18 protein-coding genes are annotated in these 21,655 nt (G+C 71.3%); 13 read left to right on the top strand and 5 right to left on the bottom strand.

All coding sequences use genetic code 11. From position 1 onward, the window contains the following. Window positions 1-138 precede the first annotated feature (138 nt). From glnT to ACN9MP_RS03895, 8 genes are all read left to right on the top strand, one after another. Complete coding sequence (glnT, locus tag ACN9MP_RS03930; protein WP_426324012.1) at window positions 139-1,506, top strand: type III glutamate--ammonia ligase; 1,368 nt, start codon at window positions 139-141, stop codon at window positions 1,504-1,506. A gap of 37 nt (window positions 1,507-1,543) precedes the next feature. Continuing rightward, window positions 1,544-2,470, top strand: a complete 927-nt coding sequence (locus tag ACN9MP_RS03925) for a glutamine amidotransferase (RefSeq protein WP_426324011.1) — start codon at window positions 1,544-1,546, stop codon at window positions 2,468-2,470. Beyond that, entirely contained in the window at window positions 2,467-3,168 is a 702-nt protein-coding gene (locus ACN9MP_RS03920; RefSeq protein ID WP_426324010.1) for a protein glxC, read from the top strand. The genes ACN9MP_RS03925 and ACN9MP_RS03920 overlap by 4 nt, the downstream gene beginning before the upstream one ends. A 37-nt stretch (window positions 3,169-3,205) precedes the next feature. Then, window positions 3,206-4,531, top strand: coding sequence for an FMN-binding glutamate synthase family protein (locus ACN9MP_RS03915; protein WP_426324009.1), 1,326 nt, complete (start codon window positions 3,206-3,208; stop codon window positions 4,529-4,531). A 136-nt stretch (window positions 4,532-4,667) separates the two neighbouring features. Further along, window positions 4,668-5,225, top strand: a complete 558-nt coding sequence (locus ACN9MP_RS03910; RefSeq protein ID WP_426324008.1) for a HutD family protein — start codon at window positions 4,668-4,670, stop codon at window positions 5,223-5,225. Between the two features lie 9 nt (window positions 5,226-5,234). Next, window positions 5,235-6,368, top strand: a complete 1,134-nt coding sequence (locus ACN9MP_RS03905; RefSeq protein ID WP_426324007.1) for an FAD-dependent oxidoreductase — start codon at window positions 5,235-5,237, stop codon at window positions 6,366-6,368. Between the two features lie 11 nt (window positions 6,369-6,379). Beyond that, a complete protein-coding gene (locus ACN9MP_RS03900; protein WP_426324006.1) occupies window positions 6,380-7,615 on the top strand; it encodes an allantoate amidohydrolase in 1,236 nt (411 codons plus the stop codon). After that, window positions 7,612-8,208 (top strand): helix-turn-helix domain-containing protein, encoded by a 597-nt coding sequence (locus tag ACN9MP_RS03895; RefSeq protein WP_426324005.1) that lies wholly within the window; start codon window positions 7,612-7,614, stop codon window positions 8,206-8,208. The genes ACN9MP_RS03900 and ACN9MP_RS03895 overlap by 4 nt, the downstream gene beginning before the upstream one ends. 77 nt (window positions 8,209-8,285) lie before the next feature. Here ACN9MP_RS03895 and ACN9MP_RS03890 read toward each other — a convergent pair whose 3' ends face one another. Beyond that, window positions 8,286-8,549: a hypothetical protein gene (locus ACN9MP_RS03890; protein ID WP_426324004.1), complete on the bottom strand. Its 264-nt coding sequence runs from the start codon at window positions 8,547-8,549 to the stop codon at window positions 8,286-8,288. Between the two features lie 133 nt (window positions 8,550-8,682). On the opposite strand from ACN9MP_RS03890, the gene ACN9MP_RS03885 reads away from it, so the two are divergent. Beyond that, window positions 8,683-9,459: an alpha/beta fold hydrolase gene (locus ACN9MP_RS03885; RefSeq protein ID WP_426324003.1), complete on the top strand. Its 777-nt coding sequence runs from the start codon at window positions 8,683-8,685 to the stop codon at window positions 9,457-9,459. Between the two features lie 185 nt (window positions 9,460-9,644). Then, the gene (opgC, locus tag ACN9MP_RS03880) at window positions 9,645-12,191 is read left to right on the top strand and encodes an OpgC domain-containing protein (RefSeq protein ID WP_426324002.1); all 2,547 of its coding nucleotides are present in this window, start codon (window positions 9,645-9,647) and stop codon (window positions 12,189-12,191) included. 20 nt (window positions 12,192-12,211) lie between these two features. Here opgC and ACN9MP_RS03875 read toward each other — a convergent pair whose 3' ends face one another. From ACN9MP_RS03875 to ACN9MP_RS03860, 4 genes are all read right to left on the bottom strand, one after another. After that, entirely contained in the window at window positions 12,212-13,435 is a 1,224-nt protein-coding gene (locus ACN9MP_RS03875; protein ID WP_426324001.1) for a glycoside hydrolase family 26 protein, read from the bottom strand. Between the two features lie 189 nt (window positions 13,436-13,624). After that, window positions 13,625-14,722, bottom strand: coding sequence for an ABC transporter permease (locus ACN9MP_RS03870; RefSeq protein ID WP_426324000.1), 1,098 nt, complete (start codon window positions 14,720-14,722; stop codon window positions 13,625-13,627). After that, a complete protein-coding gene (locus tag ACN9MP_RS03865; protein WP_426323999.1) occupies window positions 14,719-15,798 on the bottom strand; it encodes an ABC transporter ATP-binding protein in 1,080 nt (359 codons plus the stop codon). Before ACN9MP_RS03865 ends, ACN9MP_RS03870 begins: the two co-directional genes overlap by 4 nt. 47 nt (window positions 15,799-15,845) lie before the next feature. Then, on the bottom strand, window positions 15,846-16,856 hold the full coding sequence (locus ACN9MP_RS03860; protein ID WP_426323998.1) for a glycerophosphodiester phosphodiesterase family protein: 1,011 nt from the start codon (window positions 16,854-16,856) through the stop codon (window positions 15,846-15,848). Between the two features lie 175 nt (window positions 16,857-17,031). Between ACN9MP_RS03860 and ACN9MP_RS03855 the strand changes: the two genes are divergently transcribed. From ACN9MP_RS03855 to ligD, 3 genes are all read left to right on the top strand, one after another. Continuing rightward, the gene (locus ACN9MP_RS03855; protein WP_426326191.1) at window positions 17,032-17,955 is read left to right on the top strand and encodes a Bax inhibitor-1/YccA family protein; all 924 of its coding nucleotides are present in this window, start codon (window positions 17,032-17,034) and stop codon (window positions 17,953-17,955) included. A gap of 106 nt (window positions 17,956-18,061) precedes the next feature. Continuing rightward, on the top strand, window positions 18,062-20,086 hold the full coding sequence (locus ACN9MP_RS03850; protein ID WP_426323997.1) for an alpha/beta fold hydrolase: 2,025 nt from the start codon (window positions 18,062-18,064) through the stop codon (window positions 20,084-20,086). Window positions 20,087-20,150: 64 nt separating this feature from the next. Continuing rightward, complete coding sequence (ligD, locus tag ACN9MP_RS03845) at window positions 20,151-21,398, top strand: non-homologous end-joining DNA ligase (protein WP_426323996.1); 1,248 nt, start codon at window positions 20,151-20,153, stop codon at window positions 21,396-21,398. Window positions 21,399-21,655: the final 257 nt, after the last annotated feature.

Genomic DNA, 21,655 nt, shown 5'->3' with positions numbered 1-21,655 from the left:
GCGACGTGAATCTTGCGTGACGAGCGCCCGGAAGGGTTTTACGCGCCCGAAACATCGGTGACACCTACGGCGTCGCGTCTTCTTGTTACTGTCATTCAACACGCTTCACCAACAGTCAACATGACCCAGGAGAGCCCCATGACCCTTCCCGCATTCGCCGGGGGTGACGTCGTCACACTCCCCACCGCACCGCCATCGCTGCGCGAGCGCGCACTGGCGGACGACATCCGCTTCATCCTCGCCGTGTTCGTCGACCTCAACGGCAAGCCCTGCGCCAAGCTCGTGCCTGTCGCGGCCGCCGATGAGCTCCAAGCCGGCGAGCTGGGCTTCGCCGGCTTCGCCGCCGGGCTCATCGGCCAGCACCCGCACGACGCCGACCTCATCGCCGTGCCCGACCTCGACTCGTACGCTCCCATCCCCTTCGTCCGCGAGGGCCTCGCGATCGTGCATTGCGACCCGTACGTCGACGGCGAGCCGTGGCCGTACGCGCCCCGCGTCATCCTCAAGCGCGCACTCGCCCGCCTCGCCGAGCGCGGGCTGTCGGCCAAGGTGGGGGCCGAGGTGGAATACTTCCTCGTCGACCGCGACGACGACGGCCGGCTCTCCGCGGCCGACTCGAAGGACGAAGGGCTGCGCTCCTGCTACGACGCCCGCGGCGTCACCCGCATGTACGACCACCTCGCGGCCGTCAGCGACGCGATGAACTCTCTCGGGTGGGGCAACTACGCCAACGACCACGAAGACGCCCCCGGCCAGTTCGAGCAGAACTTCACGTACGACGAGGCGCTCGTGACGGCGGACCGCGTCATCACTCTGCGCTATCTCATCGGCATGCTGGCGGAGCAGCGCGGCATGACGGCCACGTTCATGCCGAAGCCCTTCAGCGACCGCGCCGGCAACGGCCTGCACTTCCACCTGTCGCTGTGGAACGAGGACGACGCACCGGTGTTCCCGGACAGGGCCGACGCGCGCGGTCTCGGCCTCTCCGAGGTGGCGTACTCGTTCGTGGCGGGCATGCTGGACCACGCCCCCGGACTGCAGCTGTTCCTGGCGCCGAGCGTCAACTCCTACAAGCGCCGAGGCGCCACGACGAGCGCGTCGGGCGCCACGTGGTCGCCGAAGCACGCCACCTACGGCGGCAACGACCGCACGCACTTCATCCGCGTCCCCGACGCGAACCGCATCGAGCTGCGCGCGGCTGACGGCTCGGCGAACCCGTACCTGGCCCTCGCCGCGGTGATCCACGCCGGTCTCGACGGCATCCGGCGCGCCGCCGATCCCGGCGATCCGTGCGGCCCCGGCGAGTTCCGCGAGACCTCGGCGGTGCTCCCCCGCACGCTCCTGCACGCGGTGCAGTCGCTTCGCGACGACGCCGTGCTGCGCGAGGCGCTCGACGGCGGCCGCGGCGTGGGCGAGTACTTCGCCGACGCCAAGGAGGACGAGTTCCTCGTCTGGCACAACACCGTCACCGAGTGGGAGCTCGACCGCTACCTCACGGCGTACTGAGCGCGCCCGCATCCGCTCTCGAACGAAAGGAAGACCCATGTGCGGAATCGCTGCACTGCAGATTCGCAACCCCGCGCTGCGCGGTGAGCTCGGCGGCCTCATGCACGGCATGCTGTGCGAGATCGTCGAGCGGGGCCCCGACTCGGCCGGTCTGGCGCTGTACGGATCCGAGCAGCTCACGCCCGACGGATCGTCGGCCATCACCGTGATCTCGGATGCCGACCCCGCGGCGCTGGCGGAGAGCCTGCGCGCGTGCCTGCCGGAAGGGGCCGAGCCGACGGTGGTCGCGTACGCCGAGTCATTGCTCGTGAACGCGGAGGTCGGGGCATCCGTCCTCGAACAGGCGGTGCGCACGGCGCTCCCGGGCGCGAGCATCATCGGCCGCGGCTCGAACGTCGCCGTCCTGAAGGGCGTCGGGCACCCCGTCGCGCTCGCCGACGTCTACGGGCTCACCGGGATCAGCGGCACGCAGGCGCTCTCGCACACACGCATGGCCACCGAGTCGGCGGTCACCGCCGTCGGCGCGCACCCGTTCACCGTCGCCGAGGACCTCTGCCTCGTGCACAACGGCTCGTTCAGCAACCACGCGTCGATCCGCCGGTGGCTGCGCGCCGAGGGCGTCGACTTCGACAGCGAGAACGACTCCGAGGTCGCGGCCCGCTTCATCGCGTGGCGAACGCGCCGCGGGGACGACCTGAAGACCGCCCTCGAGGCGCTGCAGGGCGTATTCGACGGGTTCTACACACTCGTCGTCACCACCGCCGATTCGATGGCCGTGGTGCGCGACCCCATCGCCTGCAAGCCGGCGATCATCGCCGAGACCGACGACTGGATCGCCATGGCGTCGGAGTACCGCGCCCTGGCGGGGCTCCCCGGCATCGAAGACGCCCGCATCTTCGAGCCGTCGCCCGGCGTCGTCTACACGTGGGCCCTCGAGCCCGTCCTGGAAGGAGCAGCCCGATGACCCTCATCGCCCCCGAAACCATCGCCACCACGGTCGACCTCGCCGGCTCGAGCGTCCGCGAGCTCAACCAGCTGCTGCACGGCGCCGTCGACGGCGCGTCGTTCGTCGTCGAGTCGCCGGTCGGCAGCCACAACATCGCCGTCGGCATCACCGCCGACATCGACGTGACCGTCGAGGGCAACGTCGGCTACTACTTCGCCGGCATGCACCAGACCGGCACCGCGACGGTGCACGGCAGCGCGGGGGTCGGCCTCGCCGAGAACATCATGTCGGGCGTCGTGCACGTCACCGGCGACGCCTCGCAGTCGACCGGTGCGACCGGGCACGGCGGCCTGGTGATCGTCGACGGCAACACCGGTGCCCGCTGCGGCATCTCGATGAAGGGCGTCGACATCGTCGTCGGAGGCAGCATCGGCCACGCCTCGGCGTTCATGGCGCAGGCGGGCCGCCTCGTGGTCTGCGGCGACGCCGGCGAGGCGCTCGGCGACTCGATCTACGAGGCCCGCATCTACGTGCGGGGCCAGGTCGCCTCGCTCGGGGCCGACTGCGTCGAGAAGGAGATGCGGCCCGAGCATCTGGCCGAGCTCGCCGGGCTGCTCGAGCGCGCCGGGCGCACGGAGGACCCGGCCGATTTCAAGAGATACGGCTCGGCACGCAGCCTCTACCACTTCAAAGTCGACAACGCCGGTTCGTACTGACCTCCGTTCCGCATCCGGCATCTCCAGGGAGCATCACATGACCACCGATCTCGCCGCCCTCGGCCTCCGCGAGTCCGCGACCTTCGACCGCGCCACGATCGCCGACATCCAGCGCGCGGCATCCACCGGAATCTACGACATCCGCGGCTGGGGAGCCAAGCGCCCGCTGCCGCACTTCGACGACCTGCTGTTCCTCGGCGCGAGCATGTCGCGGTACCCGCTCGAGGGCTACCGCGAGAAATGCGCCACCGACGTCACGCTCGGCGCCCGCAACGCGCTGGAGCCCATCCACCTCGACATCCCGGTGACGATCGCAGGCATGAGCTTCGGCGCGCTGTCGGCGAACGCGAAGGAGGCCCTGGGTCGCGGCGCGAGCGAGGCCGGAACGTCGACCACCACCGGCGACGGCGGCATGACGCCCGAGGAACGCGGCCAGTCGCGGACGCTCGTCTACCAGTACCTGCCGTCGCGCTACGGCATGAACCCCGACGACCTGCGCAAGGCCGACGCGATCGAGATCGTGCTCGGCCAGGGCGCAAAGCCGGGCGGCGGCGGCATGCTGCTCGGTCAGAAGATCACCGAGCGCGTCGCCGGCATGCGCACCCTGCCCGTCGGCATCGACCAGCGCTCGGCGAGCCGCCACCCGGACTGGACCGGACCCGACGACCTCACCATCAAGATCGCCGAGATCCGCGAGATCACCGATTGGCGCAAGCCCGTCTACGTCAAGATCGGCGCCTCACGGCCGTACTACGACACCGCACTGGCGGTGAAGGCGGGCGCAGACGTGGTCGTGCTCGACGGCATGCAGGGCGGCACCGCGGCGACGCAGCAGGTGTTCATCGAGCACGTCGGCATCCCGACGCTCGCCGCCATCGGCCCGGCGGTCGCGGCGCTGCAGGAGCTCGGCGTGCACCGCACCGGCGTGCAGCTGATCGTGTCGGGCGGCATCCGCACCGGCGCCGACGTCGCGAAGGCCCTGGCACTCGGGGCGGATGCCGTGGCCATCGGCACCGCCGCCCTCATCGCGCTCGGCGACAACGACCCGCGCTACGCCGACGAGTACGCGAAGCTCGGGTCTGCGGCCGGCTTCTACGACGACTTCCAGGACGGACGCGACCCCGCGGGCATCTCGACGCAGGACCCCGAGCTGTCGGCGCGCCTCGACCCGGTGGCCGCCGGACGCCGGCTCGCCAACTACCTCCGCGTGCTGACCCTCGAAGCGCAGACGATCGCCCGCGCCTGCGGAAAGTCCCACGTGCGCAACCTCGAGCCCGAGGACCTCGTCGCGCTGACCGTGGAGTCGGCGGCGATGGCGGGCGTGCCGCTGGCCGGCACGTCGTGGATCCCCGGACGCAGCTGACAGCGTGACGGAGACGGATGCAGCGTCGCCGGCGGCAACCACACCGTCGGGGATCCACGCGAGGTCGGGGCCGAATGCGGGCAACCGTCCGAAGGAAGGCATATCTCCGACCTCGTGGCGAGCCGCGCCGACGCCGGTGAACGAGCTCGCCGAGCTGGACGTGGTCACGCCGGCCGACGCCGCCGCCGAGTCGTGGGCGAACGGCCTCGGCGTCACGCGTGTGCTCGCGAAGCGCCTGGCGTGGCGGCTGAGCATCGCGGAGTTGCGGGGACGGATGCCGTTCTCCCGCCTCTCCGGCCTCGACCGCGTGCTGATCCCGCTCAGTGCACCGAGCGTGGCCCTGATCATCGACGGCGTGGAGCAGCGGGTGACGCGGGAGAGCGGCATCCGTTTCCCCGGAGAGGCCCGCGTGACCGCCACGGCGGATCGCGGCGGCGTGTCGGTGGTCAACGTCATGGTCAAGCGGGGGCTCGCGGCGCCGATGTACCGCATCGGCCTCCATCGCGGCAGCGTGCCGGTCGACCCGGCGGCGACGCTCACGGTGCTGCTGGCCGGCACCGCGACGGTCGACGACCTGCCGCTCCCGCCCGGCAGCGCGCTGCTGCAGAGTCTCCGGCCACGCCGCATCGTGTGCGAATCGGCGCTTCTCGCGCGGTTCGACATCCTTCCCGCCGGCGATCAGCCGCACACCTGAAAGGTCCGCATGTCCACTCCCCCGATCGCGATCATCGGCGCCGGCCTCGCGGGCGCCGCCACCGCATGGCAGCTCGCCCGCCGCGGCCGCGACGTCGTCCTCCTCGAGCGCGGCACGCCCGCGAACGACTTCGGCAGCTCGCACGGCTCGGCGCGCATCCTCCGCTACACGTACCCCGACCCGTTCTACACCGGGCTCATGGTGCGGGCGCGTCGCGGCTGGGACGACCTCGAGGACCTGGTCGGCGAACGCCTCATCACGCCCACCGGCTCGCTCGACTACGGTGCCAACCGCGACCCGGCAGCCCTGGCCGACGTGCTCGCCGGATTCGACGTCCCCCATGAGCTGCTGAGCGCCGGCGAGGCGACGGCCCGCTGGTCGGGACTGACGTTCGACGGGCCGGTGCTGTGGCACGCGGACGCCGGCGTGATCGACGCGGAGTCCGCGGTGAAGGCGATGGTCGGGCTCGCCGTGGCGGCGGGCGCCGAGCTGCGGCAGGACTGGACGGCCGCGCGCGTGCTGCGGCAGGGCGACGACCATCTCGTCGAGTCGGAGGCCGGCGACATCGTGCGCGCCTCGCACGTGGTGGTCGCGGCCGGCGGGTGGCTTCCGGCGCTGCTCGGCACCCTCGGCCTTCCGCGGGAGACGCTCGATGCCTTCCCCGCGCTCGAGGTGCGGCAGGAGCAGGCGCTGCATTTCCCCTACCGCGACCCCGAGGCGGCGTGGCCCACGTTCATCAACAAGCGGGCCGACATCCAGGTGTACGGGCTTCCCGGCGGGCGCGACGCGGACTTCCGCGGGCAGAAGGTCGCCGAGTACAACGGCGGCCGCGTCATCGGGTCGGCGCTGGAGCACGACCGGATCATCGACCCGGTCCGGCGAGACCGTCTGGTGGCCTACGTCGAGAAGGCCCTGCCGGGACTCGTTCCCGAGCCCTATGCCGAGACGACCTGCCTGTTCACCAACGCGCCGGCCGACGAGTTCATCATCGACCGGGCCGGCGGCGTCACCATCCTGTCTCCGTGCTCAGGCCATGGCGCGAAGTTCGCGCCGCTGCTCGGCGACCTGACCGCGCGCCTCGTCACCGGCGAGGACGCGGGGGTAGCCCGCTTCCGCCCGCTCGCGGCACTGGCCGGCGCATGAGCGTCGCGGGGATGCTGCGCGAGATCGCAGCGGTGGGGGCCGATTCCACGCGCGGAGGGTTCAGCCGCGCCGGATACTCGGATGCCGACCGCGAGCTCCGCGAGTGGTTCACGGGGCACGCCGAGGCCCGGGGCCTCGACCTCGAGCGCGACCGCAACGGCACGCTGTGGGCATGGTGGAACCCCGCCGGCAGCACCGCGGACGCGATCGTCACCGGCAGCCACCTCGACTCGGTGCCGGGCGGCGGCGGCTATGACGGACCGCTGGGCGTGGCATCCGCTCTCGTCGCCGTCGACCTGTTGCGCACGCGCAAGGTCGTCCCCGAACGCCCGATCGGCATCGCCGTCTTCCCCGAGGAGGAGGGGTCGCGGTTCGGCGTCGCGTGCCTGGGATCGCGGCTGATGAGCGGAGCGATCAGTCCCGCGCGGGCCCTCTCGCTCACCGATCGCGAGGGGGCCACGTTCGCCGACGTCGCCCGCCGCGACGGGCTCGATCCCGCACACCTGGGCGCCGATCCCGACCGCCTGGCGCGCGTCGGGGCCTTCGTCGAGCTGCACGTCGAGCAGGGGCGCGGGCTCATCGACCTGGATCGGCCGGTGGCGATCGCGTCGTCGATCCTCGGTCACGGCCGGTGGCGGGTCACCGTCGACGGTCAGGGCAACCACGCCGGCACGACCCTCATGCAGGACCGGCGCGACCCCGTCGTCGCCGCAGCTCGCATGATCGTCGAGATCCGCGACCTCGCCCGCCGAACCCCGGACGCGCGCGCGACGGTCGGCCGGCTGGAGCCCGTGCCGGGCGGAACGAACGTCATCGCCTCGCAGGTGCGGTTCTGGATCGACATCCGTCATCCGGACGACCTGGTGACGGCGGCCCTCGTGACGGAGGCACGCGACCTCGTGCTCGCCGCCGCGCACGCCGAGGGGTGCGGGGCAGACGTGCGCGAGGAGTCGCTGAGCCCGACCGTCGACTTCGACCTGGGCCTGCGCGACGCGCTTCGCCGCTCCCTCGCCGACGCCCCCGAACTCGGCACCGGTGCAGGTCATGATGCGGGGGTGCTCGCCGCAGCCCTCCCGACGGCGATGCTCTTCGTGCGCAATCCGACCGGCATCTCGCACTCTCCGGAGGAGCTCGTGGAGGACGCGGATGCCGAGACGGGCGCGACTGCGCTGGCCGACGTGCTGCAGGACCTGGCGGCTGCGCCCGCGGAATGGCCGGCGGCACGCCCGCCTATGATGGCGAGGTGAGTGCGTCGACCACGGGAGCGGGCGACAGCCCCGGCGGCGTGCTGGAGCCGATCATCGCCCAGCAGGTGCGCCGCTACCGCGCCGAGCAGGGCATCTCGGCGGCGGATCTCGCCGCCCGCACCGGCCTTTCGAAGGCGATGATCTCGAAGATCGAATCGGCGACGACCTCCTGCTCGCTGACCACCTTGCAGCGGCTGGCGGATGGCTTCGGCATCCCGGTCACCGCGCTGTTCCGCGGGTCGGCGAGCGACCGGGAGGCCTCGTTCACGAAGGCGGGCGCCGGCAGTGTCAGCGTGCGCAGCGGCACGCAGCACGGTCATCTGTATCGCATGCTCGGCGTGCTGAAAGACACCCCGAACGCGCTCGAGCCGACCCTCGTCACGCTCACCGACGCCTCGAACGTCTTCCCGCTCTTCCAGCACCCCGGAACCGAGTTCCTCTACATGCTCGAGGGACGCATGAGGTACGGGCATGGCGGCTACGAGTACGAGATGGAGCCCGGCGACGCCCTGCTGCTCGACGGCGAGGCGGCGCACGGACCCGTCGAGCTCATCGAGGTGCCGATCCGGTTCCTGGCGATCCGGTCCCGTTGAGCACTCGCCGGTCGGCCGGGGGCCTCAGGCGACGTCGAATGGGTTCTCGACGGCCCGGCCCGGCGGCGGCGACAGGATCAGCTGCGTCCGGTCCTGCATGTACCCGACGGCCTCGTCGTTGCTCGGCCCCCCAGCGTGTTGTTGGTGGTCTGCGTCACGAGTTCGGTGCTCGAGTTCAACAGGAACGTGGCGTCGACCTCGTTGCCGTCCATCCCGATCCCGCGGAGCGTGATCGAGTCCGTCATTCCCGCCGATCCGAGCGCGCGTGCGTACTCCATCATCCAGTCGGCGGCATCGTCGTCGAGGAAGATCGCCATGTGCGTGTACGTCACGTGCTTCATGCCGGCCACTGTGCGCGGTCGGCCGAACATCCCCATATCCCGTTGACACCGGTGCCCGTCCATGCATGACCGGGGGCGGACGACGGATGCTGCGCCCCTGTCGGATGTCGGGGGTCCATGGTTGGCTGACCGCATGCACACCGTGACCTCCGCCGACGGCACCCCGATCGCCTACGACGTCACCGGAGAGGGCGCAACGGTCGTGATCGTCAACGGTGCGATGTCGACGGCCGCCGATGCCGCCGGGCTCGCGGCGGCACTGGCGGACGCCGGCTTCCGCGCCGTCACGTGGGACCGCCGCGCGCGTGGCTCGAGCGGCGACGCCCCCGGCTCCGCACCGCAGCGCGAGGTCGACGATCTCGCCGCGGTGATCGACGCGGTCGGCGGAGAGGCAGCCGTACTGGGCCACTCGTCCGGTGCGGTGCTCGGGCTCGTCGCGGCGGCCCGTGACGTGCCGATCCGCGCACTGTTCCTCTCGGAGCCACCCTTCCGGTTCGGCGTCGACGAGCCGGCCGACGACCTCGCCGAGCGACTCCAGCGCAGCGTCGACGAGGGCCGGCCCGAAGACGCGGTCGTGACTTTCCAGATCGAGAGCGTCGGCCTGCCGCGCGAGATGGTCGATCAGATCCGCGCGAGCGACATGTTCCCGGGGCTGGTCGCGCTCGCGCAGTCGACGGTCTACGACACCAACCTGGTCCGCGAGGTATCGACACCCGGGCCCGAGCTTCTCGGCGTGGGCGTGCCCGTGACGATCATCCGGGGCGCGCAGACCTTCCCCGTGCTGATGACCGCCGCCGACCGCCTCGCCGATGAGATGGGGGGCGCCGAGCTGGTCATCGTCCCCGAGTCGGTGATGCACCGCCCCGACCCGGCGGCGACCGCCCGGGTCATCAGAGAACGGCTCGTCTAGCGACAGCGTCGCGGGCGCCCGCTCCCGACCGCCTGGCCGCAGGTCGGGTTTGCATCTGACGCCGAACCCGCACCGCGACGTGCCTACGTGCCGTCGCACCGGCGGCGCGTGCTCATACCATCGGGGTTCCGGAGGGTCGGAACCGTCGTCGTCCGGAGACGTCAGACCGAGAGGACCCTCGCCCGATGCTCCACGGCTTCCGTGCGACCGTTCTACGGGCCCTGACCGTGCTCGGCGTCGCGCTGGGCCTGCTGGCGTCACCGGCCGCGGCGTTCGCGGCCTCGCCGTCCCCATCGGTCTCGGCCGCGCCGTCGGTCTCGCCCGCCGCGTCGGTCTCGCCCGCACCATCGGTCTCGCCCGCACCGTCGGTCTCGCCGTCGGCGACGCCGGGTGGCGACGACGACGAGGTCTCCCTTCGCCCCGCCACCGGCGCGTACTTCGGCACGACGATCGATTGGGGCGCCGACGCCGCGGTGCTCGAGGCGGAGCGTCTCGGCCGCGTGCCGGCGCTGCTCGAGCATGTGACGCGGTGGCCGCTCTCGCCGGCAGAGCAGTCCTTCCTCCAGCAGTTCGTCGCCCAGGCCGCGCGGATCGGCGCGCTCCCCGTGGTAACGATCTCGCCGAGCGGCGATCTGACGCGATTCGGCGAAACCGACGCACGCGCCATCGTCCACGCGATTGCACAGGCACGCATCGACGACTCCATTCCGCTGTACGTGCGATTCGCACCGGGGATGAACGCGCCATGGGTTGCCTGGGGTCAGGACGCGCGCGCGTATGTACACGGCTTTCGCGTGCTCGCCGACGCCGTGCACGCGGAGCTTCCCGGTGCCGCCATGGTGTGGTCGCCGACGGCCGGCGCCGGCTACCCCTTCGGGAGCGACACCACCCGCGGTGAACTCGACACCGACGGGGATGGCCGGGTCACCGCCGGCGACGACCCTTACGCGCCCTACTACCCGGGTGATCGGTACACCGATTGGGTGGGGCTCGTGGCCTACCACGATCCGAGCGGCGGTGGCGCGGCGGTCAACGCCCTTCCTGCTGCCGGCTCCCTGGCCGCCCAGCTCGACGGTGACGGCGTCCTGGCATTCGCCGAGCGCTTCGCCTCGGTCGACCGTCCGCTCATGCTCGAGACCGGGGCGTTCTTCAGCGCGGGCGCGGGCGGTGCGGACGAGCTCGACATCAAGCGGGAATGGTGGCGTCAGATCCTCGCCGCCGTCGATGGCCTGCCGTCACTCGACGCCGTCGTCTGGCGCGATGCGGAGTCGACGCGAGGCGTCGTCGGGCGGGCGCCGATCGAATGGGGCATCAGCAGCAGCGCCGAGCTGACCCGCTCATTCGTCGCCGATGCCACCGGCAGCGGCCTCGTGTTCGGTCCGCTGTACACGCCGTCCGGCAGGGCGGTCGCGACGGCCGCCGGCGGCACCGGAACGACGATCGGCGGCATCACCGGGTGGATCCTTGCGGCCCTCGTCCTGGCCGCCGCGGCCGCGCTGCTGGCCTGGGGGCTGACCAAGGGTCGACGCGGCGCCCTCGCGTATGACGGTCCGCCGAATCGCGACCTGCGCATCGACCTGCTGCGCGGGATCGCGATCGTCTTCGTGCTGGTCAACCACGTCGGACTCGTGTCGCTCTTCCAGAACGGCACGCAGGAGGCGATCGGCATGGTGTCGGGCGCGGAGCTGTTCGTGCTCCTCTCCGGGCTGGTGCTCGCCATGGTCTACCGTCCGAAGATCGCCCGGGACGGCATCGCCGAGGCGGCGACCCTCATCGGCCGGCGGGCGTGGAAGATCTACGTGGCCGCTCTGGCTGCGGTCCTCGTCGTCGGACTGCTCGGCCTGATCCCCTTTCTCAACGCCTCTCCCGCCATGACGTTCGTGGACGAGGGCACGGGAGCTGCCGGCGACGAGGCGACCGGCCGCGTGTACGACCTGTACGCCGGCTTCGACCGCCTCTTCCAGTACCCCGTCGACGCGAGCGTCTTCGGCGACATCCTGCTGCTGCGGATGGGCCCGTGGCAGGTGAACGTGCTGGGCTTCTACGTCGTGATGCTCGCCCTCTCGCCGCTGATCCTCTGGGCGCTTTCGCGGGGATGGTGGATCGTCGTGCTGGCCGCGAGCTGGGCGGTCTACGGCGTCCAATCGCTCCTTCACCTGCGGCTGCTGCCCTCGCAGTTCGAGGACTCGTTCCCCCTGCTGACGTGGCAGGCGCTCTTCGTCACGGGCATGGTGGCCGGCTACCATCGCCGCGCGATCGTCGATTGGTTCGGAACGCGAGCCGGGCGAGCGGTGCTGAGCGTCTGCGTCGTCGCGGCCGTGGCCTTCGCGATCTTCTCGTGGAACAACCCCTACCTGTCGAGCCCGCTCGACGTACGTCTCGGCCTGGTGCCGCAGAACACGTTCGCGGCGGTGTACGGCGAGTGGTTCGAGCGCACCTACCTCGATCTCGGACGCGTCGTGAACGTGCTGCTCGTCACGATCACGATCTATGCGCTGTTCAGCGTGCTCTGGAAGCCGATCGCGGGCGCGGTGGGGTGGTTCTTCATCCCGCTGGGGCAGACGACGCTCTATGTGTTCATCATGCAGCTCGCGTTCGTGCTGGTCGTGGCCAACCTGCCCTTCCTGCACGACGGCGACCTCCTGTGGAACACCGTCGCCTACGTCGTGATCCTCGGGCTCATGTGGGTGATGGTGAAGAAGCGGTTCCTCTTCGCCGTCATCCCGCGCTGACCCCGGCCTTCACCGATGGGTCAGTCGCGCCGGGCCGCGAGGGCGGAGGCGAGCGCGGATGCCGACCCCGACGAACTGGCGATCCGCCAGTCGACCTCCTTGTCGTGGTCGAACCAGACGAAGCCGGCCACATCCGGCTGGGCGTCCAGATACGACACCAGCTCGGTGTTCCACGCGGGCTTGGAGCCTCCGGCCTCCGCCGACGCGGTCTCACCGATCATGATGGGCTTGTCCGGGGCGATCGTGCGCAGCTCCGAGAGCCCGGCGCCGAAGAGCACCGCCGGCGTCTGCCAGGTGCTCCACGTCTGGGTGGTACCCCAGTTGTAGCCGTCGAGCGCCACGACGTCGACGTAGGCCTCGCCCGGGTAGAGGGTCGCGAGCGAGGTCGAGCCCTCGTAGGGGACGTTGGGGCTCCAGATCCACTTCACGTTGGTCGCGCCGGCGCCGGTGACGACGTCGTGCACGTGCCGCCACGCCGCCGCGAACGAGCCAGGGGCATTGCCGTTCACCCCGTCGCCCCACGGGTACCAGTCACCGTTCATCTCGTGTGCGTACCGGAGGTACACCGGCTTGCCCCATGCCGCGAGCGCGGCACCCCACTGCTGGAGGTAGGCGTCGTAGGTGCCGGCCGTCACCTGAGCATTCGTGTAGGCGGGCTGGGCCACCCCGCCGCCCCAGCGCCAGGGCTCCCACGTGAGGATGCTCGTCGCACCGCGGGCCGCCACGCTGTCGAGGCCGGCGATCGGAGCGGGCTGGGCGAAGTCGTAGTACGACACCACCAGTCCCGGCGCCTCCCCGACGAGGCGCGCGACGGCGTCGAGCTCGGCGTCGGCGGTGGCCCCGCCGGGAGTCGTCACCCCGAACTGCAGGCGCGCGCCGCTGATCGCCGGCACGACGGGCGCCGGCTGCGTCACCGTGAACGGCGCCGACGCCGTCGCAGCGGAGGCCGTGGCCGTCACCAGGAGACTCGCCGAGGTGGTCGCCGGGATCTTGATGGTGGCGCGGAACGAACCCGAGGCGCTCGTCGTGAAGGCCGCCGAGGCGCTGCCGGCGGTGACGGCGCCCGTGCTCTTCTTGCCGAAGCCGGTTCCGCTGACCGTCACGATGGTGCCCGCCGGGCCGGTGGACGGCGACAGCGTCACCGCCGCGCCCGCTGCGCTGGCGGACGCCGGCGCAGCCGCGGCACCCGCGATGAGGCCGATCGTGACCGCGACGGCCACGGCGAATGCTCGTACTCGAGACATGGCGGTCTCCCCCCTACGGCGGATCCCGGCGGATCACGGGACGCAGGTCCTGCCGTGTCTGCGCGAGAGTACCTGGTGAGGCGGCGAATATCGCACCAAGTGTCGCGAAATGGATGCAGGGCGGGTCACGCCATCAGCACCGGCGTCGGACGGTGCGCGGCACCCACCTCGGGGATTGCGCGTCCGGAGTCAGGCGATGCGCGTGCCCGATGGCAGCCTGCCGGCGGGAGTGCGGGTTCGCCCCCACGCCCACCACATCAGCCCGGCCGCGAGCAGCAGCTGCAGCGACATCCCCACGAACCAGCTGGGCGTGGACTGGTCGATGACGTCTTCGGCCTCCGACCCGTCGTCCGCCGCTCGCGGGGCGCAGTCGTCCCAGCGCTGCTCGAGATCGGGCGCCTGCTGCGCCGCGCGCACTCCGTACTTGATCTGCCCGAAGAGGTCGTTCGGGTTGCCGTACTCGTCGAACTGCGTCGGCGTCGCATCGGCGAGGATCACGAACGGGTTGGCCGCGAGCAGCCACCACACGTGATCGAACCGCGGTACCTCGTACGTCGACGTGGTCCACTCGCCGCAGCGGACCTCGACGTCGTCGTCGCAGGGGTAGTCGGCGCTCGGCTCCTCGCCCGGCATGCACGGGAACGTGTCGCCGGTGTAGTCGTCGTACTCGATCGACCGGTAGTGGTTCGTCACCTCGGAGCGGACGGTGAAGCCCACGAGGGCGAAGGCGATCAGCGTGCCGACCACCAGGGCCGCGACCACGAGATAGGTGGTGGCGACCGAGAACAGCGGGCGCGAGAGGATGCCGCTGAGCGCCACGCCGATCGCGGCGATCACGCCCACCTCGAACACCAGCACGAGCAGCGACACCGTGATCGTCAGCGGCGCGCCGCCGCCCGCGAGGATCGCGAGCACGAGGAACGGGACCGAGACGGCCACGAAGGCGAGCCCCGTGATCCAGGCGGCGAGGAACTTGCCGAACAGGATCTCGGTGGTCGTCGCGAGCGTCACCTGCACGGGCGCGAGGGTCGCGGCATCCCGGTCGCCGTTGATGGCGTTGCCGCTCAGCGTCGGTGAGACCAGCACGACGAGGAGGAGCGTGATGTAGACGATGGTGGAGTAGATCGCACCGCCGGGGCGGTACGCCGAGCTCCAGGCGAGGAACGACAGCGCCGTGACGATGACGAGCAGCAGCGCGAAGACGCCGAGGAGCACGTACCAGGCGACGCTCCGCGTGCGCTGGGTCAGCTCGAGGCCGACGATGGTGCCCAGTCGCTGCCCGCTCACGAGGTCGCCTCATTCTCGTCTGCGCCCGGGGCTGCGTGGCCAGGAGCCGGCGCCGCGGCAGGTCCGCCCGGGGCCGGCGGCGGGGCGGGTCCGCCGGGAGCAGCCTCCGGAGGCGCCTGCGGCGGGCGCCCGTCGCCCAGGTCGAGGAACGTGCGCTCGAGGGCGCCCTGTGCGGCGGCGAACTCCACGACGTCGAGCCCGGCGGCGATGAGGTCTCGCAGCGCGGCGGCCGCGGCATCCTCCGACTCGAACGAGACCACGATGTCGCGGCGGTCGATGCCTATGCTCGCCGCGGGCACCCGCAGCGCGTCGGCCACCCGGTCGGCCGTCATCGCGGATGCCTCCTCCCCCGCCAGCCGCACACGCCAGGGCCGCGCGCGGCGCGAGGCGGCTTGGACGCGCGCCGGGTCGACGGTCGCACCGGCCATGAGGAAGACCGCGTCGTCGACGACCTCCTCGAGCTCCGAGAGGATGTGACTCGACACCAGCACCGTCCGCCCTTCGGCGGCGAACCGCCGCAGCAGCAGGCGCAGGTCGATGCGCGCCTGCGGGTCGAGGCCCGAGGCGGGCTCGTCGAGCAGCAGCACGCGCGGGTCGTGCACGAGGGCGCGGGCGAGGCCGAGGCGCTGCTTCTGTCCTCGCGACAGCACGCGGGCGGGGGCATCGGCGAGGTCGGCGAGTCCCACCTCGGCGAGCAGGACGTCGGCGCGAGCGGATGCCGCGGGCTTCGGCATCCCGTACAGCCGCGCCGTGACGGCCAGCGTCTCTCGGGAGCTGAGCGAGTTCCAGGCGCCGAGGGCGTCGGGCATCCACCCGAGCAGTGCGCGAGCCGCCTGCGGATCGGCCACGGGGTCGATGCCGTCGATGCGGATGGACCCGGCGTCGGGTGCGAGAAGCGACGCCAGCATCAGGAGGAGCGTGGTCTTGCCCGAGCCGTTCGGTCCGACGAGGCCCGTGACGCGCCCGGCCCGCGCGCTGAGCGTCACGTTGCGGACCGCCTGCACCTCGCCGAAGGCCCTGCGAACACCCTGCACGACGATGCCCGCCTCAGCGGCGATGGAGGGTGGCGAGGTCACGCGCCCCACCCTAGCGACAGCGCGGCCTGCGGGACGGGGAGGGGAGGTCAGGAGCGGAAGAAGGCCACGCCGAGGTCGGGATGGTCGACGAACACCCCGTCGACGCCGGCGTCGCGGATGACGGCCCATTCCGCCTCGAAGTCGCCGAAGGCCTCCGGACCGCCGCGACCGCGGAACTGGCCGATGAGGAAGCGGTTCTCGGGCCGGCAGGTCCAGGTGAAGACGCGCAGCCCTCGGTCGTGGGCGTCGGCCACGACCCGAGAGGGGCCGCTCGTGCGGCCGAGCTTGTCGGGCGCGAGGATCATGCGCTTGTCGACGCTGATCCCGTCCACCCGTCCGGCCAGCGCGTCGAGCCCCGCGGGCGCGGCGGTCTGCCGGTACGTCAGCGCGGCCCTGCCCTGTGCCGCGAAGAGGTCGAACGGGCGCCCCGAGTCCTCGAGCAGGTAGACATAGGCAGCACGGATGCCGCGTCCCTGCAGTGCGAACAGCACCGTGGACTCGAACGACTCGATGGTGAGCGGCAGAGCGCCCGCCGCCCAGCCCGCGTCGCGGAGCTCGGCGTCGACCAGCGCGGCGACATCCCACCCGATGGATGCGAAGTAGGTGGCGTGCTTGATCTCCAGCACCACCCCGATCTCGCGTCCGAACTCGAGCGAGGCGTCGCGCACGGCGTCGAGCACGTCGCGCAGCCGCAGCACGGACTGCTCGCCGTCGAACGTGGCGCTCGACGGCCGCACCTGAGGGATGCGCTCCCGGCAGCGCAGCGTCGACAGCTCGTCCCACGTGAAGTCCTCGGTGAACCAGCCGGTGAGGGCCACGCCGTCCACCGTCTTCGTGGTGCGGCGGCCGGCGAACTCGGGGCGGTCGGCGACATCCGTCGTGCCGGAGATCTCGTTCTCGTGCCGTACGACGAGCACGCCGTCGCGCGAGACGACGACGTCGGGCTCCACCGCATCCACGCCCATCGCGAACGCCAGCGCGTACGACGAGCGCGAATGCTCCGGCCGATAGCCGGGCGCACCCCGGTGCCCGATGACGAGCGGAGGACGGCGCGGCACGGTTCCAGCGTAACCACGGGGGCCGTCCGACAGGCTCAGGGACCGGGCTGCGGGCGGTTGCAGCATCCGTTCATGGGGGTCTCACAGCACTGCTCGGTGCCCCCCGCGTGCCGTTCGGATAGTGTGGTTTCACAGCACCGTGCTGGGATTTCCTTGACATTGGAGTGTGAGAGCAGTGGCCCTCAACAACCCCGCGTTCAACAACCCGGCCTTCCAGGACCCGAAGGCCGTTCAGACCTACCCCGGCGGTCCGCAGGCGGCGAACCTGGGCGGGCCGACGCAGTCCGCGACGGCGCAGCGCGCCGGAACGGATGCCGCAGCCCAGGCACAGCTCGAAGGCATGTACGCCGCCCCGGCGGCCGGCGCCGTCGAGACCGGCCGGATGTCGTACGAAGACACCATCTGGAAGACCGTCGGCCTCTTCGCCGTCCTCCTCGTGACAGCCGCCGTCGGCTGGGTGTGGACCATGGCGGGCGTGACGCCGACGAACCCCCAGCCCTCGATCCTCCCGTGGATGATCGGCGCGCTCGGCGGCTTCGTGCTGGCGATGGTCGTCATCTTCACCTCGCGCAAGAAGATCCGCCCGGCGCTGATCTTCGCCTACGCCGCCTTCGAGGGCCTCTTCGTCGGCGCGATCTCGGCGTTCTTCGAGTTCCTGTACCACGGCATCGTCGTGCAGGCCACGCTCGCGACGCTCGCGGTCGTCGGCGTCACGCTCGCGCTGTTCGCCAGCGGCAAGATCCGCGCGTCGAAGCGCGCCACCAAGGTCTTCCTGATCGCGATGGTCGGCTACCTGGTGTTCTCGCTGGTGAACATCATGCTGATGATCTTCAACGTCCCGATCGCCGGTGGCGCGTTCGGCATGCTGAGCAACCCGAGCCCCCTCCTGGGCATCCCGTGGGGCGTGCTCATCGGCATCTTCGTCGTGATCATGGCGGCGTACTCGCTGGTGCTCGACTTCGACAGCATCCAGCAGGGCGTGCGCAACGGCGCTCCCCGTCAGTTCGGCTGGATGGGCGCGTTCGGCATCATGGTGACCGTCGTCTGGCTGTATCTCGAGATCCTGCGCATCCTCGCTATCGCGCGCGGCAACAACTGACCGCACACCCCTCGTAGCGACGGCCGCCCGGTTCTCCGGGCGGCCGTCGCCGTTCCCGGGGGCGCCGCTCTTTCTGGCGATGCACGGCTGACCCTAGAGTTGCGGCATGATCCAGGCAGCCAAGCCGGCGCGGCGGCTCCGACGCTTCGCCGGCGGCGCACTGGCGGGCCTGGTCTGCCTCGTCTCCGGAGTCCTCGCCACGCCCGCTGCGCACGCGGACACCGCGCCCGGACCGGGCGGCGAAGCATCCGCCTGTCCGGTCGAGATCCCCGCCGGGCAGGCCGGCCGCGTGAAGTGCGGGGTGCTGACCGTGCCCGAGCGCCGAGGTGAGGGCGCGGACCCTGCCCGCGTGATCGAGCTGCCCTACGCCGTGATCGCGAGCACCGCGAAGTCGCCCGCTCCGGACCCGCTCGTCTTCCCCACCTCTGGCGGGCCGGGCGGCGGCAGCCTGCAGTCCCTGAACTACTGGCTCGAGTACGCGGACTGGGCCACCGCGGAACGCGACGTGATCGTCGTCGAGCAGCGCGGCGACGCGCTGTCGGCCCCCTCGCTCGACTGCCCCGAGCTCGACCTCGCGGAGTTCGTCGTGAACGGCGCTCTGAACGACTCCGACCGCGCGGAGCGGGATGCGCACGTGCAGGCCTGCCATGACCGGCTGGCCGAAGCCGGAGCCGACCTCGCGGCCTACACGAGTGCTGCGGCCGCGGCCGACCTCGCCGACCTGCGTGCGGCGTTCGGGTACGACCAGTGGAACCTGTATGGCGTCTCGTACGGCTCGCGGCTCGCACTCACGACCATGCGCGACCAGCCCGCGGGGCTGCGTGCGGTGATCCTCGACGGCCCGTATCCCCCGCAGCTCGATTCGTTCGCCGACCAGCCGCTGGGCTACGTCGGAGCGGTCGACGCGCTGCTGGGCGCCTGCCGGGAGGCCAGGGACTGCGGCGACAGCTACCCGGATCTCGAAGACAGCCTCATGGCGGTTCTGGAGCGGGCCGGGCGCGAGCCGTACGTCGTGCGGGTGCAGGATCCGGGAGGTGGACCGGCGTTCACCGTGTCCATCGACGACGGCGACATCACGCAGGGACTCTTCCAGGCGCTCTACGACCCCGACATCGTGCGGGCGCTGCCGTTCGTGATCGACGAGCTCGCCGCCGGCGACACCGACGTCCTGTTGCCGCTCGCACAGCAGAACGTCGACCGGTCCGGCACGCTGAACGAGGGTCTGCGGCTGTCGATCGAGTGTGCCGAGGAGGTGCCCTTCCACGATCCCGAGCGCCTCGCCGCCAACCTCGGCACCGATCCCCTGCTTCGCCATTACAAGGACGCAGAGTCGATCCCGGAGGACTGTCTCGTGTGGTCGGTGCCGGCGGCGTCCGAGCAGGAGAACGCACCCGTCGCCAGCGACATCCCGACCCTGGTCACCACCGGTGGTTACGACCCGATCACGCCGCGCTCCTGGGGCGAGGCAGCGGTGGCGAGTCTCTCGCACGGCACTCTCGCGTTCTTCCCCACGATGGGTCACGGCTCCGTCTGGTCGACCTGGGTCGACCCCTGCCCGTCGACAATGGCTGCCGCGTTCCTCCGAGACCCGACGACATCGCCCGACGCGTCCTGCACGGGCAGGATGGCCCCCACCGACTTCCTTACCACCCACGACATCCATCCGACCTCGGCGGTGTACCGGCTGAACCGGGATGTGCTCACCGGACCCGATCCCCTGCGCGCCGGCTCGGGCCTCCTCATCCTGCTCCTGCTCGCAGCCACCGTCGTCTACGGCGTCGGCTACGGCCTCGCGTGGCTGGTCCGCCGCCGGGGTACGGCGCCGACGGGTGCCGTGCTGACCGCCACGCTCGCGGCGGGCCTCGATCTCGCGTTCGTGGCGGGACTGGCAGCGATCCTGGCCACGACGGAGCCGCTGATCCTCGCGTTCGGGCTGCCGCCGCAGACGTGGCCACTGCTGCTGCTGCCCTTCACGGGCCTCGCGATGGGCCTCGTGCTCACCGCCCGCGTGGTGCAGGCCTGGATCGTGAAGGACGGCTCGACCGGACACCTCGTCATGCTCTCGATCGCCGCCGGGGCGTCGCTGGCGTTCGCCCTGTGGCTGCTCGTGCACGGGCTGCTGTCGCTGTGAGCCCGAAGGGCCCCCTCGGACCCGGCCCCTGGCCTCTGTCACCGGCCGTCGCTAGCGTGGCAAGATGACGCCCTCGAAGCCGGAAGCCGAGATGCTCGAGATCGACGGTCACGAGGTGCGCATCTCGAGTCCGGGAAAGATCGTGTTCCCCGAGCCGGGTATCACCAAGCTCGACATCGTCCGGTACTACCTGGCGGTTGCCGAGGGCGCCCTCCGCGGTGCGGGCGGGCGCCCGATGGTGCTCAAGCGGTTCCCGAAGGGCATCGACGCCGAGCCGTTCTTCCAGAAGCGCGTGCCCGAGAACCACCCGGACTTCGTCGACACGGCGACGCTGCACTACGCGCGGGGCACGTCGGCGGAGGAGGCGGTGATCCGGGATGCTGCGGGCCTGGCGTGGGTGATCAACCTCGGGTGCCTCGATCTCAACCCGCATCCCGTCCGCGCGGAGGATCTGGACCGCCCTGACGAGCTGCGCATCGACCTCGACCCCATGCCGGGCGTGGACTGGTCGCAGATCGTGGACGTCGCGTTCGTCGCCCGCGAGGTGCTCGACGATGTCGGGCTGGTGGGCTGGCCGAAGACGAGCGGCTCCCGTGGCATGCACATCCTCGTCCGCATCTCGCCGCAGTGGGACTACAAGCAGGTTCGCGTGGCCGCCGAGACGCTGGCCCGTGAGGTCGAGAGCCGCGCTCCGGGGCTCGCGACCGCGCGGTGGTGGAAGGAGGAGCGCGGCGAGAGCGTGTTCGTCGACTTCAACCAGAACGCGAAGGACCGCACGGTGGCCTCCGCGTACTCGATCCGCCCCCTGCCCGACGCCCGCGTCTCGACGCCGTTGGACTGGGACGAGGTCCGCGACCGGCGGCCCGAGGAGTTCACGGTTCTCACGGTGCCCGCGCGCTATGCCGACGTGGGAGATCCACACGCGGGCATCGACGACGCGGTCGGCACGCTCGACGGGCTCCTCCGTCTCGCCGATGAACTGGGTCCTGCCGAGAAGCCGCCGCGCGGCGGCGACGGTTCCGGCCGCCGACAGTCGACGATGCCGCTGATCGAGGTGGCCCGCACCAAGACCAGGCACCAGTCCGTGGTCGCCCTCGACAAATGGATGGGCGCGCACAAGGAGGTCGCGAAGCAGCTGCACCCGGCCGACATCATGATCGACGGCATGCGTGGGTCGAGCTCTCTCTGGTACCGCGTGCGGGTCAACCTGCAGCACGTGGCGGAGGCCGACCGGCCGCCGCAAGAGGCGCTCATCGCCGACTACGACCCCTGGGAGGGCAAGGTCTGGCCCGGTGCACCAGGCGCGCGCTGATTCGGCGCCCGCAGATTCGGCGCGGCGCGCCCACCGGCGCCCGCCGGCCGGGGTCCGCTGATTCGGCGACCGGCGCCACCTGCCGCGCCGGCGTGTCGCAGACCGCCGACCCTCCCCCTATAGGCCGATGAACTACCGGTTCACACAGCTCCTCGACTGCCTGAACCGGCAGGTCCCGAGCCGCCGACCCTCCCCCTATACGCCGATGAACTACCGGTTCACACAGCCCCCCTCGACTGCCTGAACCGGCAGGTCCC

It is taken from the genome of Microbacterium sp. E-13, assembly GCF_049912955.1.
Taxonomy (GTDB): Bacteria; Actinomycetota; Actinomycetes; order Actinomycetales; family Microbacteriaceae; genus Microbacterium.
Note: the sequence above shows the minus strand (reverse complement) of the source record. Positions and strands in the feature narration are given on the sequence as shown.